This window comes from Prochlorococcus marinus XMU1404, from assembly GCF_017696175.1.
Classification (GTDB): Bacteria; Cyanobacteriota; Cyanobacteriia; order PCC-6307; family Cyanobiaceae; genus Prochlorococcus_A; species Prochlorococcus_A marinus_X.
Genome location: NZ_JAAORE010000002.1, coordinates 197,832 through 214,117, shown reverse-complemented (window position 1 = coordinate 214,117; position 16,286 = coordinate 197,832). Strand labels below are relative to the sequence as shown.

At 29.5% G+C, this 16,286-nt stretch carries 18 protein-coding genes; 8 read left to right on the top strand and 10 right to left on the bottom strand.

Annotated features, from left to right (window positions below):
* The first annotated feature begins 108 nt into the window (after nt 1–108).
* From HA144_RS04775 to secF, 3 genes are read left to right on the top strand one after another with little or no spacing between them, the layout of a single operon-like run.
* On the top strand, nt 109–1,092 hold the full coding sequence (locus HA144_RS04775) for a pyruvate dehydrogenase complex E1 component subunit beta (protein WP_209042973.1): 984 nt from the start codon (nt 109–111) through the stop codon (nt 1,090–1,092).
* A 3-nt stretch (nt 1,093–1,095) separates the two neighbouring features.
* Entirely contained in the window at nt 1,096–2,565 is a 1,470-nt protein-coding gene (gene secD / locus HA144_RS04770; RefSeq protein ID WP_209042972.1) for a protein translocase subunit SecD, read from the top strand.
* Between the two features lie 21 nt (nt 2,566–2,586).
* A complete protein-coding gene (gene secF / locus HA144_RS04765; protein WP_209042971.1) occupies nt 2,587–3,501 on the top strand; it encodes a protein translocase subunit SecF in 915 nt (304 codons plus the stop codon).
* A 204-nt stretch (nt 3,502–3,705) separates the two neighbouring features.
* On the opposite strand, the gene HA144_RS04760 is transcribed toward secF, so the two are convergent.
* From HA144_RS04760 to mnmH, 3 genes are read right to left on the bottom strand one after another with little or no spacing between them, the layout of a single operon-like run.
* Nucleotides 3,706–4,749, bottom strand: coding sequence for an AI-2E family transporter (locus tag HA144_RS04760; protein WP_209042970.1), 1,044 nt, complete (start codon nt 4,747–4,749; stop codon nt 3,706–3,708).
* A 12-nt stretch (nt 4,750–4,761) separates the two neighbouring features.
* On the bottom strand, nt 4,762–5,115 hold the full coding sequence (psb28, locus tag HA144_RS04755) for a photosystem II reaction center protein Psb28 (RefSeq protein WP_209042969.1): 354 nt from the start codon (nt 5,113–5,115) through the stop codon (nt 4,762–4,764).
* A gap of 60 nt (nt 5,116–5,175) precedes the next feature.
* Nucleotides 5,176–6,216 (bottom strand): tRNA 2-selenouridine(34) synthase MnmH, encoded by a 1,041-nt coding sequence (gene mnmH / locus HA144_RS04750; RefSeq protein WP_209042968.1) that lies wholly within the window; start codon nt 6,214–6,216, stop codon nt 5,176–5,178.
* Between the two features lie 33 nt (nt 6,217–6,249).
* Between mnmH and HA144_RS04745 the strand changes: the two genes are divergently transcribed.
* Together HA144_RS04745 and HA144_RS04740 are read left to right on the top strand one after the other, a co-directional pair.
* Complete coding sequence (locus HA144_RS04745; RefSeq protein WP_209042967.1) at nt 6,250–6,969, top strand: GUN4 domain-containing protein; 720 nt, start codon at nt 6,250–6,252, stop codon at nt 6,967–6,969.
* A gap of 48 nt (nt 6,970–7,017) precedes the next feature.
* Nucleotides 7,018–7,452, top strand: a complete 435-nt coding sequence (locus HA144_RS04740; protein WP_209042966.1) for an ATP-binding protein — start codon at nt 7,018–7,020, stop codon at nt 7,450–7,452.
* Here HA144_RS04740 and HA144_RS04735 read toward each other — a convergent pair.
* From HA144_RS04735 to glnA, 3 genes are all read right to left on the bottom strand, one after another.
* Nucleotides 7,431–7,694, bottom strand: a complete 264-nt coding sequence (locus tag HA144_RS04735; protein ID WP_209042965.1) for a DUF6439 family protein — start codon at nt 7,692–7,694, stop codon at nt 7,431–7,433. The genes HA144_RS04740 and HA144_RS04735 overlap by 22 nt on opposite strands.
* A gap of 12 nt (nt 7,695–7,706) precedes the next feature.
* A complete protein-coding gene (locus tag HA144_RS04730) occupies nt 7,707–8,762 on the bottom strand; it encodes a class I SAM-dependent methyltransferase (protein WP_209042964.1) in 1,056 nt (351 codons plus the stop codon).
* 102 nt (nt 8,763–8,864) lie between these two features.
* Nucleotides 8,865–10,286 (bottom strand): type I glutamate--ammonia ligase, encoded by a 1,422-nt coding sequence (gene glnA, locus HA144_RS04725; protein ID WP_209042963.1) that lies wholly within the window; start codon nt 10,284–10,286, stop codon nt 8,865–8,867.
* A gap of 215 nt (nt 10,287–10,501) precedes the next feature.
* On the opposite strand from glnA, the gene HA144_RS04720 reads away from it, so the two are divergent.
* A complete protein-coding gene (locus HA144_RS04720) occupies nt 10,502–11,686 on the top strand; it encodes a pyridoxal-phosphate-dependent aminotransferase family protein (protein WP_209042962.1) in 1,185 nt (394 codons plus the stop codon).
* Here HA144_RS04720 and HA144_RS04715 read toward each other — a convergent pair.
* Nucleotides 11,661–12,176 (bottom strand): nucleoside deaminase, encoded by a 516-nt coding sequence (locus tag HA144_RS04715; protein ID WP_209042961.1) that lies wholly within the window; start codon nt 12,174–12,176, stop codon nt 11,661–11,663. The two genes, HA144_RS04720 and HA144_RS04715, sit on opposite strands and share 26 nt — an antisense overlap.
* A gap of 43 nt (nt 12,177–12,219) precedes the next feature.
* On the opposite strand from HA144_RS04715, the gene HA144_RS04710 reads away from it, so the two are divergent.
* Both HA144_RS04710 and HA144_RS09565 read left to right on the top strand, forming a co-directional pair.
* Complete coding sequence (locus HA144_RS04710; protein WP_209042960.1) at nt 12,220–13,605, top strand: pyridoxal phosphate-dependent decarboxylase family protein; 1,386 nt, start codon at nt 12,220–12,222, stop codon at nt 13,603–13,605.
* Nucleotides 13,606–13,618: 13 nt separating this feature from the next.
* On the top strand, nt 13,619–13,750 hold the full coding sequence (locus HA144_RS09565; protein ID WP_257470522.1) for a hypothetical protein: 132 nt from the start codon (nt 13,619–13,621) through the stop codon (nt 13,748–13,750).
* Here HA144_RS09565 and HA144_RS04705 read toward each other — a convergent pair.
* From HA144_RS04705 to HA144_RS04695, 3 genes are read right to left on the bottom strand one after another with little or no spacing between them, the layout of a single operon-like run.
* Nucleotides 13,743–15,242: a GTP-binding protein gene (locus HA144_RS04705; protein WP_209042959.1), complete on the bottom strand. Its 1,500-nt coding sequence runs from the start codon at nt 15,240–15,242 to the stop codon at nt 13,743–13,745. The genes HA144_RS09565 and HA144_RS04705 overlap by 8 nt on opposite strands.
* Nucleotide 15,243: 1 nt before the next feature.
* On the bottom strand, nt 15,244–15,702 hold the full coding sequence (gene lspA / locus HA144_RS04700; protein ID WP_209042958.1) for a signal peptidase II: 459 nt from the start codon (nt 15,700–15,702) through the stop codon (nt 15,244–15,246).
* Nucleotides 15,702–16,271: a biotin transporter BioY gene (locus HA144_RS04695; RefSeq protein ID WP_209042957.1), complete on the bottom strand. Its 570-nt coding sequence runs from the start codon at nt 16,269–16,271 to the stop codon at nt 15,702–15,704. The genes lspA and HA144_RS04695 overlap by 1 nt, the downstream gene beginning before the upstream one ends.
* Between the last annotated feature and the right edge of the window lie 15 nt (nt 16,272–16,286).

Below are 16,286 nucleotides of genomic sequence, written 5' to 3'. Positions count from 1 at the left end.
TGTCACCTGGAATGATTTTATCAATATTACTACTCATAACCTTCGCTGAAGGAGGTTGAATTATTCAAAGTGGTAGGATTATAGATGTGATTAATTAGGTAATTAATTGTGGCTGGAACATTATTATTTAATGCTTTGAAAGAGGCAATTGATGAAGAGATGTCAAATGATGTAAATGTTTGCGTTATGGGGGAAGATGTTGGTCAATATGGAGGATCTTATAAGGTAACTAAGGATTTATATGAAAAATATGGAGAGTTAAGAGTCTTAGATACTCCAATTGCAGAGAATAGTTTTACGGGTATGGCTGTTGGTGCAGCAATGACTGGCTTAAGACCAATAGTAGAAGGAATGAATATGGGTTTTTTGCTTTTAGCTTTTAATCAGATATCAAATAATATGGGTATGCTTAGATATACAAGTGGCGGAAATTATAAAATACCAGCAGTAGTTCGTGGACCTGGAGGAGTTGGTCGTCAACTTGGTGCTGAGCACAGTCAAAGACTTGAAGCATATTTCCATGCAGTTCCTGGCATAAAGATTGTTGCATGTAGTACACCTACAAATGCTAAAGGTTTAATGAAAGCAGCTATAAGAGATGATAATCCGGTTCTATTTTTCGAACATGTTCTTTTATACAACTTATCTGAAGAATTACCTGAGGGTGATTATACTTGCGCTTTAGATCAGGCTGACGTTGTAAAAGAAGGGAAAGATATTACTTTATTGACTTATTCAAGAATGAGGCATCACTGCCTTAAAGCTGTTGAAGAATTAGAAAAAAAAGGAATAGATGTTGAGTTAATAGATTTAATAAGTTTAAAACCATTTGATATGGATACCATCTCAAAATCAATAAGAAAAACAAATAAAGTAATTATTGTTGAAGAATGTATGAAGACTGGAGGTATTGGTGCAGAATTAATTGCCTTGATAACAGAAGAGTGTTTTGATGATCTTGATACCCGTCCAATTAGATTATCTAGTCAGGATATTCCAACTCCTTATAATGGAAATCTTGAGAATTTGACAATAATCCAACCACATCAAATAGTTGAAAAAGTTGAAGACTTAATTGGTGGGAGTATATAAACAATGAAAAGAAGGCAAGGTTGGCTTTTTTTTATTATATTTCTACTTACTTTATCTGTTTATCTATTAGTAAATTATCCCTTACAGTTGGGATTGGATTTACAAGGGGGTTCTCAACTTACACTACAAATTATTAAAGAAGAAGGTAACGTAACTAGGGATGAACTTGAAGCAGTCAATTCTGTTATAGATAAGCGTGTTAACAATTTAGGAGTTTCTGAGTCTAATTTGCAAACCCTCGGTGGAGATCAATTGATTTTAGAATTACCAGGTGAACAAAATCCATTAGTTGCTTCAAGGGTATTAGGTAAGACTGCTTTATTAGAATTTAGAACCCAAAAAGAAGGAACATCTAAAGATTTAAAAACCCTGCAATTACAGAGATTTAGTATTAAAGAATTAATTGAACAATATTCCTTTTCAGAAAAAAGTCAAAATGATGACAATTTCCTAAAAGTTATTCAAGATGATCTTAAAGATATAGAGCAAGAATTGAATTACGCATCTACTAGTAATGATTTATATGGGAAGTTAATTGAAATCAAAAAATATATTGATAAAGAAATTATAAATTTATTTATTAAAACAGATTTATCTGGTAAGGATCTTATTAACGCAGGAAGGAGACAAGAACAAACAAATAGTAATTGGGAAGTTTTATTAACTTTTAGTAATTCAGGAGGTGAAAAGTTTTCAGAAATCACAAAGTCAGTTGCTGGAACTAATCAACTATTGGCTATTATTCTTGATGGCGAATCAATAAGTGAAGCTAGTGTTGGTAGTCAGTTTGCTAGTACTGGGATTACAGGTGGATCAGCAACAATAAGCGGTAATTTTAGTGCTGAAGATGCTAGAGAATTAGAGGTTCAACTTAAAGGTGGTTCATTGCCATTGCCAATAGAAATAGTAGAAACTAATACAATAGGAGCTCTATTGGGATCCAAAAATATTTTAAAAAGTCTTTATGCAGCAATTAGTGGATTAATTTTTGTTGGTATATTTATGATTTTTAATTATAGAATTCTAGGTTTTGTTTCAGTTCTTTCTCTAGTACTTTATGGTTTCTTTAATTTGGCCCTATATTCTTTAATTCCTGTAACTTTAACTTTACCTGGAATTTCTGGTCTTATACTTAGCATTGGTATGGCTGTTGATGCAAATATTCTTATATTTGAGAGAATTAGAGAAGAATTAAATGACGGTAATACTCTTACAAGATCTATTGATAGCGGTTTTCAAAGAGCTAATTCATCCATAGTTGATGGCCATATTACAACTCTTCTTAGTTGTTTTGTATTGTTTTTATTAGGAACAAATTTTGTTAAGGGTTTTGCGGCAACATTAGGTATTGGAGTCTTAATAAGCTTGTTTACCTCATTAAATTGTTCTAAAACTATTTTGCGATTTTTTACAACATATCAATCTTTGAGGCAGAAAAATCTCTATCTGCCAAGGAATAATTTTTCAAATTAAAAATTTTTTTTCTAAGTTCCTATGAAATACAATCTTGAACTAATAAAAAATAAAAAAAAGATAATTAGTTTCTCAACTGTTCTCATTTTGTTGAGTCTTCTAGGAATTTTATATTCTGCATTTAATACTTCTTATAAGAAACCTATAAATTTAGGGATGGATTTTGTTGGGGGAAATGAACTAAGAATAGAAAGAGTTTGTGAAGCGGAATGTTCTAATGTTTCCCCTGATTCAGTTTTGGAAAATTTAAGAGAGATTTCTAAAAATAAAAATGTTTTAAATAATATTAAATTACAATTCCAAAATAATAATAAATTAATTTCAATAAGAACACCTTATTTAAGTATCGAAGAATCAAATAATCTTATTACTAATCTTGATAATATTATTGGACCTCTGAATTATGAGAGTAAGGATTCAAGATTAATAGGTCCAAAGCTTGGGAAAAGATTACTTACTAATTGTGTTACTTCATTGTTGGTTTCTTTATTTGCAATTTCTTTATATATAACCATTAGATTTGATAAAAAATATGCATTATTTGCATTATTAGCCTTATTCCATGATTTATTTATTGTTTTCGGTATATTCTCTTGGTTGGGAATTATATTATCCGTCGAGGTAAACAGTTTATTTGCTGTGTCATTGTTAACTATTGCTGGTTATTCTGTTAATGATACAGTTGTTATATTTGATAGAATTCGTGAGAATTTAAAATCAAAGAAAGAAGGCTATAACGAAACTATTCAATTATCAGTTAACGAATCATTTAGAAGAACAACTTTTACCAGTATTACAACCCTTATCCCTTTATTAAGCATAATTTTGTTTGGATCTTACTCACTATTTTGGTTTTCTTTGGCCTTATCATTAGGAATAATAGTTGGAAGTTATTCAAGTATTTTATTGGCTCCATCTTTGTTGCTGAATGACTGAGTTTAACCTTCTAGATTTATGAAATTGAATTACTATTTGATAATTTTATTTTCTTTAGTTTTAATAGATCTTTCTACCGAATTAAGAATATTATTTGATCATTTTACATTTAGTTCACTTTATTTTGCTATTGGTAATCATCCCTTAGCTTTCTTTATACTTTTATCCTACCCATATTTATATAAAAAATTAATTAACTAGCTTTTAAATATCTTTAAATGATTCTTTGATTAAAACCTGAATTACTACAGCTAATGGAAGAGAAAGTATTAAGCCTAATGGACCAAAAATGAATGTAAATCCAAATTGTGATATTAATGTCAAACCAGGAAGTAAGTTTGCTTTTTTCTTCATTATAGATGGCATTATTATATAGCTTTCAATATTTTGAATTATTACATATGCTCCTAAAACAGCCAGTGGCTTCCAAAAATTATCAAGTAGTGCAATTGAGATTGGAAATATACCACTAATAACTGGACCTATATTTGGAATTATATTAAGAACCATTGCTATTAAAGCGTTTGAGACAACATATTTGACATCTAATATAGACAAAACTATTAATGATAATAGACCTACTGATAATGAGCTTATAACCATAGAAAAGGTCCAATTTGCTAATGCAATATTGCATTTTTCCAGAATATTTCTAAATTTGTTGCGATAATTTTTTGGAATTAAAAGAAGTATATTTTCTTTATACTGTTTTGGTTCAATAGAAATCATCAAACTCACTGCTAATACAAATATTAATTTCAAAAGACCGGAACCCAGATTCCCCGCTATATTTATTAAATTTTTAAAGCTTTCTTGAATAGCTTTTGCAATAGTTGAAGCATCTGGAATGGTAACTACATTATTTATAAGACTGAATATGTCTATAACATTTTCGGGTTGTTCGCCATAAAATAGGCTATTAAATTTGTTCAAATTTGTATTAATCAAAATATTTATTTTTGATAAACCATTTGGAATATCAACAAGTATTTCATTGAATTCTTTTATAAACGGAGGCAATACAAGAATAAAAATAGTAAATACTATTACTGAAATAACGGTTAAGACAAGAAACAAAGAAAGCGATCGGGGGATTTTCAAGCCCTTTTGTATTTGATTGCATAAATTACATACAATATTTGAAATTACTAAAGAACAAACTATTAAAAGGAGAAAATCTCTTAAAGTCCATATTATTAACGAAGTGATTAATATTACTACTAACTTGAAATATAATGAACTATTCAATTTTTAAACATTTTACTTCTTTTCAGAATATCCTAATCCGTTTGATTTGGCATAACTATTTGCAAATCTCATAAATCTATCAAAGTCTGATGTTTTCTTCCAAATATAAACTGCTTCTAAAAATATGGGTTCTCCATCAACAAACTTTACTTTAACTTCCCTAGTTAGTATTTCTCCTTCGGAATCAATCATACGCATACCTGTTATTTCACCGTCTGTAATTGAAGATAATGCCTGAGGTTTTTCGAACAAAAATAATGCTTGGCCGGTGGTACCATCTTTGCTCCTAGTCAGTCTTATTTCAGGCACAACTGGTTCATCAGTCCCCTCGTAAAATTGTATTTTTGCAGTTTTATTTTCTTTCATAATAATCGGTTAATAATTTTTTATCTTAGGAAATATTTTTCATATTCGTTTGTAATTATTTTATAAAACATTATTTATTAACTCTAGAATCCTTTCATCATATTTTTTGTCGGTTAAATCTAAAAACGTTATATTTGTTTTGCCAACCTTTTCAAATTCATAACACTTATCGTAATAATCTAGAACTGCTTTGCAAACTAAGGCCCATTTCTCATTATTAATTGAATCAAGAGCTATTTTTGTTCTTTGCGGCCCTAATCTTTTTTTGATCCTTAATACAGATTCTTGGAGTTCCTCTTTCTTAAAAACACTATAAGTATCTATAAGCTCATCTAACCTGTTAGATTCGCTTCTTAAAATTTCAATTCTCCTAGAATGTTTCATCTGATTGAAGAATTCATGAGGAATTTTGCATTTACCAATATTTGCACTTTCAGCTTCTACAAAAATATTTTTAGAACATTTAAAAGAATTTAATTTTTCTGCAATTATATTTTCAAATTGTTCATTTGAAGGTTGTTCTTTCATTCCTAAACCTCCAAATGTACTTCCTCTATGACAAGCAAATCCTTCAAGATCAATAGTTTGATATTTATATTTCTCTAGTAATGATAATAATCTTGTCTTCCCTGTTCCTGTTTTTCCGCCAATAACTACTATATTCAACTTTTTTGAGAAACTATCTAATACACATCTTCTGTATATTTTATAGCCTCCCTTAAGTGTTATTGGATTTAATTTATATTTTTCTAGTAGCCAAGCAATGCTTTGTGAACGCATTCCTCCTCTAGAACAATATATTCTGATAAAAAATTCGTTATTTTTATTAGGAAAATTTTTATAAGACTCAATACTCATGAATAAATTATCAAGAATAAATTCCATTTTTTTTTCAAAAAATTTTAATCCCTCTATCACTGCTTTTTTTCTTCCTTCTTTTTTATAAATCGTGCCAATTATTGATCTCTCATCATTATCAAATAGTGGAATGTTAATAGAATTAGGCATGTGTCCTTTATAATATTCACCTGGGCTTCTAACATCTATAAGTGGTCCTTTTAAACTTCTAAATTTCTCTAGTTCTTTTCTTTTGAAATACATGGATAGTTTTTATTTTTTGATTGATTTTTTAAAATGAATAACAAAGAACAAGGTAACTATAGTAATGCTACATTAGACCTGATAAAAAATTTTGTAGATTCCAATCAAAGAAAAAGAATAAATTCATTATCTCAAATAGAATCTGAAGTCGAAAATATTTTTAATCTTGGCCCTTCACTTTTTGATATCTTTGACAATGAAGGAGATGACTGGGCTGCTGGTTGGATATTGCAAGTTTTAAAAAAATTTAAACCTGAATTCTTTGAAAACTCTAGATTCAATCATTGGTTTAATACAGATTCAGATATTGATATTAATTATAAGGATTTGCAACTGATGTTGGTTGAGCAAAAATTTGAAGAGGCGGATAGATTAACAAGTTCCTACTTACGGAAATTAGCTGGAAAATTAGCTGAGAAACGTGGATATGTTTTCTATAGTGAAGTTAAGAATATGTCAGGAAAAGATCTACAAACAATAGATAGATTATGGACTATTTATTCAACTGGGAGATTTGGATTCTCAATTCAAGCAAAGATATTAAAATCAGTAGGTAAAAAATATGAATTAATGTGGCCGAAAATAGGTTGGAAAAAAGAGGGCTTATGGACTAGATATCCTGGATCTTTTCGTTGGTCATTGGATGCTCCTGATGGACATATGCCTTTAATAAATCAACTAAGAGGAGTAAGACTCATGGATTCCATTCTCAAACATCCTGCTATTGCAGAGAGACATAATAATATTCTTTAAATTGAGGTATTTAATAAGTTAAAATTAAGAAAGTATCAAAATATTATTATGTCCTTACTTCAGGGCAAAAATATTTTAAAAAAATTTTTTAAGAGACCAAGGATTAACTGGTCAATTTACGAATTTGAGTCCTCATTACAACTAAATGAATTTGTTGATAAATTATTAGAACCAATTAATAACTCTCAATCAAAATACCTCATAAAACTTGGCTTACATGAAGCTCTTGTTAACGCTGTAAAACATGGAAATAAATTAGATCCCACAAAAAGTATCAGAGTAAGAAGAATAATTACTCCTAATTGGTGTGTTTGGCAAATTCAAGATCAAGGTAATGGATTAGAAATAAAAAAAAGAGACTACAAATTACCAAAAAAAATAAGTAGTGTAAATGGTCGTGGACTATACATTATTAATGAATGTTTTGATGACATTAGATGGAGTAGTAAAGGTAATAGGCTTCAGTTGGCTTTAAAAAGGTGATTTTTACTAGGGCAAGGTTGATCTAAATTAATTTCTTTTAACCATTTAATACTTTCTTCTATATACTCAATAGTTTCCTTCTCATTACCAGAAATAATTAAGTGGCATAATCCCGCAGAAATTAGTTCTGCAGATCGTTTATATTTATTTCCTTTATCTTTATGCCATTTAGAATGATCAATTTTTAATTTGTCATTAAGACTTTGAACAAGCTGAATAGTATCTTTATCCCAATAGGTCATAGGAGTTTTTATTTACTTTACAGCAGACCATACTTTGGTCATAAAAAAGGAATTTGATTTTACATCTTTAAACCCTACATCCTCAATTTTAGAATTTATATCCTCTTTTATATAATCACAATAAAAAGGCTCATGAAAAGATTTATAGAAGCTTTCCATTACGGATGTAAAGTCAGGTGAATCATTTATTTGAATTGAATCAGCTAAAACTAATACTCCGCCAGGTTCAAGAACTCTAAAAAATTCATTTAATACTTTAGCTCTAATTGTTCTAGGTAATTCATGAAATAAGTAAACACAAGAAACGCATTGAAAACTATCATTTTCAAAAGGTAATTCCTCAGCGTTACCTTTTATTAACTGAATTAAATCTCCATCTAAATCTGAAATATATCTACTTGCCTCTTTTAAGTATGAATCAGATAAATCAATTCCTGTAATTTTTTCTTTAGTAAATGCGGCTCTTAATTGTTTTAATGTTCTTCCTGATCCTGTAGCTACATCAAGTATTTTTATAGAACTTTTTTTCCTGTCTCTAAAAAATTCAAGTCCTTCTTTTATTGGCTTAATTATTCTTCTCCTCATTGAGTCAGCACTACCATTGAAAAGTATCTCAACTTGTAAGTCATAAATGCTAGCTGAAAAATCTGATAAATAACCATCTGTTTGATGATGAAAATTTCTCAAGTAATATTGAGGATAATTATCTTTATCAATTGATTTTGGAAGATCATCAAAGTTTTGTTTTCTGCGTCTATCCCATGTATTAGGCATATCGAGCCAAATTTTAGGATATTGAGTTAGATATCTTAGCCATGGTTCGTCAAACAATAATTTTTTTGGATATATATTTTTTTCTGCATCATTCCAATCTTCTTCTCTTAAGATATCCATTGAATTTTGGATTTGCATTAGAAGATCTCTATCTATATCAAAATTTTCAAGCTTTGAATCGGGAAGAATAAAGTTCATTAATCTTGAACTAATCTGCTTGTGAGCGAAACCTGCAATGCTTTTACTTTGTTGTAGCGTTTTATATGCAATTTTAGAAATAGATTCCCTAGCCATTTTTCAATTTATATATCTATATTCCAACAAAAAAAAAATCAATTTGAGAATATTTTGTGATATTTCTCAAATTGATTAATTTAAACTAAGGTGATCTTTTAATTATGCATCGTAATACATGAAGAATTCATGTGGATGAGGCCTTTGTCTTAATTGTTGTACCTCTTCGTATTTTATATCGATAAAGTTATCAATAAAATCTTCAGTAAATACTCCACCAGCTAATAAATAATCCTTATCTGCTTTTAGCGCATTAAGTGAGTCATTTAGAGATGAAGGTACTGTATCAATTTTTGCAAGTTCATCAGCTGGAAGTTCAAACAAATCTACATCTACTCCATCTCCAGGATCAATTTGATTTTTAATTCCATCAATACCAGCAAGCATCATTACAGAGAATGCTAAGTAAGGATTTGCAAGTGCGTCACCTGATCTGAATTCTAATCTTTTAGCTTTAGGGCTTGGACCTGTTAAAGGTATTCTTACCGCAGCTGATCTATTACCCTCAGAATAAACTAGATTTACAGGTGCTTCGAAACCTGGAACCAATCGTTTATAACTATTTGTAGTTGGGTTAGTAAACGCTAGGAATGAAGGTGCATGTTTAAGTATGCCTCCGATGTACCATCTCGCTGTTTGAGATAAATTTGCATATGATCCTTCACCAAAGAATAGTGGCTGTCCACTCTTCCATAAACTTTGGTGAACATGCATTCCTGTTCCGTTATCGTTAAAAACAGGTTTGGGCATAAATGTTGCTGTTTTTCCATATTTTTTTGCAACATTCCTGACAACGTATTTATAAGTCATAACGTTATCAGCAGCATTTATTAACGAATCAAATTTCATTCCAAGTTCGTGTTGGCCGGCACCAGCAACTTCATGGTGATGCTTTTCTGTAGGGATACCTAATTCACCCATAAGAAGAAGCATCTCAGATCTGATATCTTGCGCAGTATCATTTGGAGCTACTGGAAAATATCCTTCTTTATATTGTATTTTGTATCCTAAGTTTCCCCCTTCTTCAATTCTTCCTGTATTCCATGGGGCTTCAATAGTATCTACACTATAAAAACAACCTCCTTCTTTAGAGTCATATCTAACATCATCAAATAAGAAGAATTCCGGTTCCGGTCCAAAAAATGCATTATCTGCTATACCAGTCGAGTCTAAATATTTTAATGCCTTTTGAGCTAGAGCTCTTGGACACCTATCATAAGGTTCCCCGCTTCTTGGCTCTTGAATAGAGCAAATCATACTTAGAGTTTTATGTTTATAAAAAGGATCTATCCAAGCTGTACTTGCATCAGGGACCATCGACATATCGGAGGCATTAATTGCTTTCCAACCTCTTATTGATGAACCATCAAATGCTAGACCTTCTGTAAATGATTCCTCTTCTATCATGTCTGATGTAAGAGTTAAATGTTGCCATTTACCATGGATGTCTGTGAATTTTAAATCGATGAGTTCAATTCCTTCGTCCTTAATTTGACTTAAAACATCTTGTGGAGACTTAGACATAACTTTTGAGATACCTTCTATGAAATTAATAACTTGATGGTTCTTATTTATGTATCAAACGTAACTTTTTTCAACACTAGATGCCTTCTTTCAGTGTTTCAAGTCATAACTTTAATAATTATTTACTTAATTATTTAAATTGAATTAATTTCTATAAAAAAATATCGCTTAAGCGACGATATTAGTTTAATTTAAAAGTAATTAAATGTAATGCTTTGACAGAAGCAAAACTTATTCCAGCTTTAAATAAAGAGAATTTATCTCATTTTTCAAAGACTTATGTTCCCTCCAGACTTTTATTAGGACCTGGACCTTCAAATGCACATCCAGAAGTCTTAAGCGCTCTTTCTTTGAATCCTATTGGTCATTTAGATGAAGCATATATCTCATTGATGTCTGATGTACAACAACTTTTAAGGTATACCTGGCAGTGCAATAATCGTCTTACACTCCCAATGAGTGGCACTGGTAGCGCAGCAATGGAAGCTTCAATAGCTAATTTTATTGAAGAAGGCGAAAAAATTCTTATTGCTAAAAAAGGATATTTTGGAGATAGATTAGTTGATATGGCAACTAGATATAAAGCTCAAGTTTCCGTTATTGAAAAACCATGGGGAGAGGCTTTTACTTATGATGAAATTAAGTATGAAATAGAGACCAAAAAACCAGCTATTTTTGCTATTGTCCATGCTGAAACATCAAGTGGTGTTTTACAACCTCTTGATGGTATTGGTGATGTATGTAGAAAAAATAACTGCTTGTTTTTAGTTGATGCAGTTACTTCACTTGGCGCTTTGGAATTATTGATAGATGAATGGAAAATTGATCTAGCCTACAGTTGTAGTCAAAAGGGATTAAGTTGTCCCCCAGGATTAAGCCCTTTTACAATGAATAAAAGAGCTGAAGAAAAACTAAGTTCAAGAAAAACAAAAGTACCTAACTGGTATTTAGATTTATCCCTATTAAATAAATATTGGGGTTCTGATCGTGTTTACCATCATACTGCGCCTGTAAATATGAATTTTGCTATTCGTGAAGGTTTACGATTAATTGCGAATGAGGGTTTAGAAAATGTTTGGAATAGACATAATACTAATTCAAAGAAACTGTGGAATGGTTTAGAAAGTCTTGGAATGGAATTACATGTATCAGAGGATTATAGATTGCCCACTTTAACCACAGTTAAAATACCTCCAGCAGTTGATGGAGATGGTTTTAGAAATCATCTCTTAAGAAATTTTGGAATTGAAATAGGAAATGGACTTGGAGAATTATCCGGAAAGGTTTGGCGTGTAGGGCTAATGGGTTTTAATTCCTGTGAGGAGAATGTTGATAGATTATTAAACATATTTGATACTGAGCTAAAGAAATTTTCTATTTTTGAGTCCTCAACTTTTTGAACCAAATCTGTAAAATTTGACTGCATTCATCTTCTAGGATACCTCCAATTATTTCCATTTTGTGATGAGCACTTTCATGTTTTGATAGGTCAATTGACCCACCCAATCCACCTCTTTTCTTATCGTAAGCCCCGAAAATGACTTTACCCATCCGCGCTTGAATAAGAGCAGAGGAACACATAGTACAAGGTTCTAAATTTGTGATAATGGTACATTCATTAAATCTCCAATCATTTTTTATTAGAGATGCCTGCCTAAGTGCCATTATCTCAGCATGACCTAATGGGTCTTTATTTATATTCCTCCTGTTAACCCCTCTCCCGATACATCTTCCTCTCTCATCTAATATTATTGAACAGATTGGTAGCTCAACTTTTCCAATTTCTTTGGATCTTCTTAATATCGAATTCATCCACAAAGTGTATTTTGAATTATTTGTTTTTTTGTTTTGATCTTTATTACTATTTTCATTTTCAAAAATATATCTCATTTGCCAATATTGAGAATAGAATTATTAATAGATATTTTATCTGATGGCTGAAGATTTAATTAATAATAAAAGTATTTATTTCCCCTCATATTTAGGGACTAATGACAAATTGATTACTCTTTTAAATAGAGCAAGTCAAATTCTTTGTGACTGGTTCTCTAAAGCTGATAAAAATGGTCCTTTACCTTTTGATCAGAGTTTCAAGTGCATTATGCCTGCGGAAGATGGTAACTCTGAAGAGGATTTGTTTTCTGAGATTGAATCTCTTTTGAATAATTCATTTAATCCCGTTCATCCTGGGTCACTAGCTCACCTGGACCCTCCCCCTTTAATTTTCTCTATTTTAGGAGATTTAATTGCTGCTGGTTTAAATAATAATCTTCTCGCTTACGAGTTATCACCAAGTGTAACTTTGCTTGAGGAATCATTATGTAAATGGTTTGCAAAGAAAATAGGGTTTGATGATTTCTCAGGAGGTATCGCTGCTAGCGGAGGTACATTAAGTAATCTGAATGCACTTATAGCAGCTAGAAATAATGCTGGATTAGGTACAAACCCTAATTCTGTATTACTTGTTAGTGAAGATGCCCATTCTTCTTTCGTTAAATGTATAAGAGTAATGGGGCTTGATACTACGAATCTTGTCAGGATTAAAACTGATAATCAAGGTCGAATGGATATTAACGATCTCAGAAAATCATTAGATAAATGTTTAATAGAAAATAAAAAAATATTTGCTATTGTTGCCACCCTTGGGACAACTGTAAGAGGAGCCATTGATCCTATTAAAGAAATAAGTGAAATCTGTAAACAAAGAAAAATATGGTTGCATATTGATGGTTCAATTGGAGGGATTTTTGCTATAACTTCAATTCCAATAGAAGGTCTAAATAATATTAATCAGGCTAATTCGATAACGATAAATCCACAAAAAATCATTGGTATTACAAAGACTTCATCTTTATTATTGGTCTCAAATATGAGTACTTTAGAAAATACTTTTAATACTGGACTACCATATTTATCATCTAAAGAAAATATTTTAAATAGAGGAGAAATAGGCATACAAGGTTCTAGACCAGCAGAGGTTATCAAACTATGGCTTGGGTTACGTTTTTTAGGTCTGAATGGAATAGAAAATATATTAAAATCATCAATTAAAAGAAAAGATTTCTTTATAAAAAAAATTAGTAAAAATAAATTTGATATATATTCAGGTCCTCTTCATATTGTCTCATTCTTACCAAAGAAACTTGAGCCAAAAGACTCTGATGTATGGACTCAAACTAAAGTTAATGAACTAATTAACAATAATTTTATGCTTTCTAGACCAAAATTTAAAGGTAAATATTTTTTACGGGTTGTCATGGGGAATTACAATACTAATGAATCTCATATTGAAGAACTTTTGAGACTTTTAGATGCTTAACTAATTAATTAATATGGTTAGACCAAAAATTATTGCAATAATTACAGGATTTATATCTATAGCTATTTGTATTGCTTATTTACTTTTAATAACTATCTTTGATTTCAGAACTTATTTAAATGATCAATTATCCAATATTACATAGTAAATGGAGGCAAACTTTTATTTGATTTAAAATACTTTTTCATTTCAATTTTTGAAATAGCTTCTTTTATAAAGTTGTTTAAAATGTCCTCTCTCTTACTTATTCTATAGATTTTATCTACTACTTCTTGAATTCCTCCATCTCCCCAATCTTGCCCATTTTTAAAATATTCAATCAAACTTAGTCCTACTATTCTTATTAACCAGCCTGCTGTAACTGATTGTATAGATTTAGATAATATTATTTTAGTCAAGCTTGTAGCTAAAGCAGAAGAAAGAATGGCAAGACCACCTTTAAGTATTCCTTGTTTAGCTAATGCGCTTAGCAATGAAGTCGCTAAGTCTTTTGCATCTTTTTTAGTAAGCTTTATTTCATATATTTTTGATAATTCCATTATCATTTGAAGGTTTACGGAGGTAGTAGTCAGGAAATCAACAGCTGGTAGTGGATTGACCAGTATTACCCCTCCTGTTATCCACATATATTTATTAATCACTTTATTTGACATTAAATATCTTTGTTCTTGCACGAAATTTTTACTTTTAATACCTAACTTATTTGAGCGTAAAAGAATATTATCCGCCAATAACTCTTCACCATCATTATCGAGCGTTTCAATTATTTCTCTAAATAAACTTCCTACTTCTGGAACTATATTTAATGCATCTGATTTTCTATAGGGAGATTGTTGAGGTACTGCAATTGTTTGAACAACTGAAATTTGATTTTTTCTGGCGGATGTTATAGAAATTAAATTTTCTTTGATGAGGTCATTTTCATCTCTAGACCTCAAATCACATTTATTTAGAACTATTATTATTTTTTTCCTTAATTTTAATAATTCTTTAATTAAATAGTTTTCGTATTTATTAATGTCCTGATCTATTACAAAAAGAACTAAGTCAGAATTTGATGCTTGTATAATTGTTGCTTTTTCTCTTTCTTCTCCTAATTTAGATGGTTCGAATAAACCCGGAGTGTCCACTATATTAATGTTTCTTTTTAAGATTGGGATACGAATTTTATAGCTATTAATTTGCATTGTTGTACCTATTTTCGCTGAAGTTTGTCCGACAATATTTTTCAATAAAGATCTTGCTATAGATGTTTTTCCTGAGGAACCTGCTCCAAATAGAGTAACTTTATAATCTCCTGTTTTTAATTGTGACTCTAGTTTATTTTTTTGGTAATTTAACAATTCAACTTTTACTTTGTCGTTAATTTTTTTATTAATTTCATCGATACTTTCCAAACTTATTTTGGCAGCACCATATGTATTTTTGAATGAAAGTGTATTTTTTTTATTTTTATATATAACTTTATAAACTATTTTTTTAAATAACTTTTTATCAATATTATAAAAGATATAAATAATTACTATTAAAAATAAAATAGTATAAATATTTACTATTCTTATAAATATCGAAAATAAAATATATAGAAATAATAGTAATACAATATACTTTATATACCTTAATTTCCAGTAATTCATATTATCTATTATTTTTAAAAATGTTATACAGTAAAATAATAAAACCAATATTAATAGATATATCAGCAATATTAAATACTGGAAAATTTATAATATTTAAATTTATAAAATCGACGACATAACCTTTATATATCCTATCTATACCATTACCAATAGTACCTCCAAGAATAAAGCTATAAGAATAAAGGTCCAATGAATTTATATTATTTTTCCTAAATATTAAATAAATAAGTACTATTGAAAAAAAAATACTTATTAAAGATAAAAATATTCTACTACCACTAAATATGTTAAATGCTGCCCCGTAATTTTTAACAAAGTCTAATTTGAATAAAAGAAAATCTTTATTTATAAATAACTTGTTATTATAAAACATTAAATATTTTGTAAATTGATCTATTAGAACAATAAAAATACTTAATGATAAAAAATATAGTTTTGTTTGTATCTTATTAATCATTATTTGCTACGTTTTAAACGTTCTATAGGTTTAATAAGTAATAAAAGTGGAAAAAGCATTAAGAAATGATATCCAATCTTACCTAATGAGTATTTCCCTAAATTATATAAAAATAAATTAAATTGACTGTAGAATATAATTTGTATGAAGTTGTAAAATATTCCAGTTAAATGCATAGCACCTATTGCTATAAATCCAACTTTTAAGAAGTTTCCTACGTTTATTTTATTTATAGTATTTAAATTATCAATAATATTGATTAATGGATATAAACCTAATAAATAACCAAAGTTTGGAGTGAGCAAATAACCTATTGAACCTCCTTGATGAAAGATAGGAAATATAAATAATCCCAAAATTATATATATAGTAAATGCTCTGTAAATAACTTTTTTATGAAAAATAAGCGTTAGAAGGATTATAGTTGGAACTTGCCATGTGATAGGTATTTCAAAGCCATTACTAGTTTTATCGATAAATTGTATTGGAATATAAACAGGTAGCATTGTAGTTATTACTAGTGCTTGAAGACTCACCAGTATCTCAATTAATTTATAAAAATTGAGCATGATTATAAATTTTAT

Coding starts and splice junctions, on each gene's coding strand:
- HA144_RS04715 (WP_209042961.1), bottom strand. CDS start 12,176: ATGAGATATATTTTTGAAAATGAAAATAGTAATAAAGATCAAAACAAA.
- lspA (WP_209042958.1), bottom strand. CDS start 15,702: ATGATTAATAAGATACAAACAAAACTATATTTTTTATCATTAAGTATT.
- secF (WP_209042971.1), top strand. CDS start 2,587: ATGAAATACAATCTTGAACTAATAAAAAATAAAAAAAAGATAATTAGT.
- secD (WP_209042972.1), top strand. CDS start 1,096: ATGAAAAGAAGGCAAGGTTGGCTTTTTTTTATTATATTTCTACTTACT.
- mnmH (WP_209042968.1), bottom strand. CDS start 6,216: ATGTATTTCAAAAGAAAAGAACTAGAGAAATTTAGAAGTTTAAAAGGA.
- HA144_RS04740 (WP_209042966.1), top strand. CDS start 7,018: ATGTCCTTACTTCAGGGCAAAAATATTTTAAAAAAATTTTTTAAGAGA.
- glnA (WP_209042963.1), bottom strand. CDS start 10,286: ATGTCTAAGTCTCCACAAGATGTTTTAAGTCAAATTAAGGACGAAGGA.
- psb28 (WP_209042969.1), bottom strand. CDS start 5,115: ATGAAAGAAAATAAAACTGCAAAAATACAATTTTACGAGGGGACTGAT.
- HA144_RS04745 (WP_209042967.1), top strand. CDS start 6,250: ATGAATAACAAAGAACAAGGTAACTATAGTAATGCTACATTAGACCTG.
- HA144_RS04735 (WP_209042965.1), bottom strand. CDS start 7,694: ATGACCTATTGGGATAAAGATACTATTCAGCTTGTTCAAAGTCTTAAT.
- HA144_RS04705 (WP_209042959.1), bottom strand. CDS start 15,242: ATGAATTACTGGAAATTAAGGTATATAAAGTATATTGTATTACTATTA.
- HA144_RS09565 (WP_257470522.1), top strand. CDS start 13,619: ATGGTTAGACCAAAAATTATTGCAATAATTACAGGATTTATATCTATA.
- HA144_RS04695 (WP_209042957.1), bottom strand. CDS start 16,271: ATGCTCAATTTTTATAAATTAATTGAGATACTGGTGAGTCTTCAAGCA.
- HA144_RS04710 (WP_209042960.1), top strand. CDS start 12,220: ATGGCTGAAGATTTAATTAATAATAAAAGTATTTATTTCCCCTCATAT.
- HA144_RS04730 (WP_209042964.1), bottom strand. CDS start 8,762: ATGGCTAGGGAATCTATTTCTAAAATTGCATATAAAACGCTACAACAA.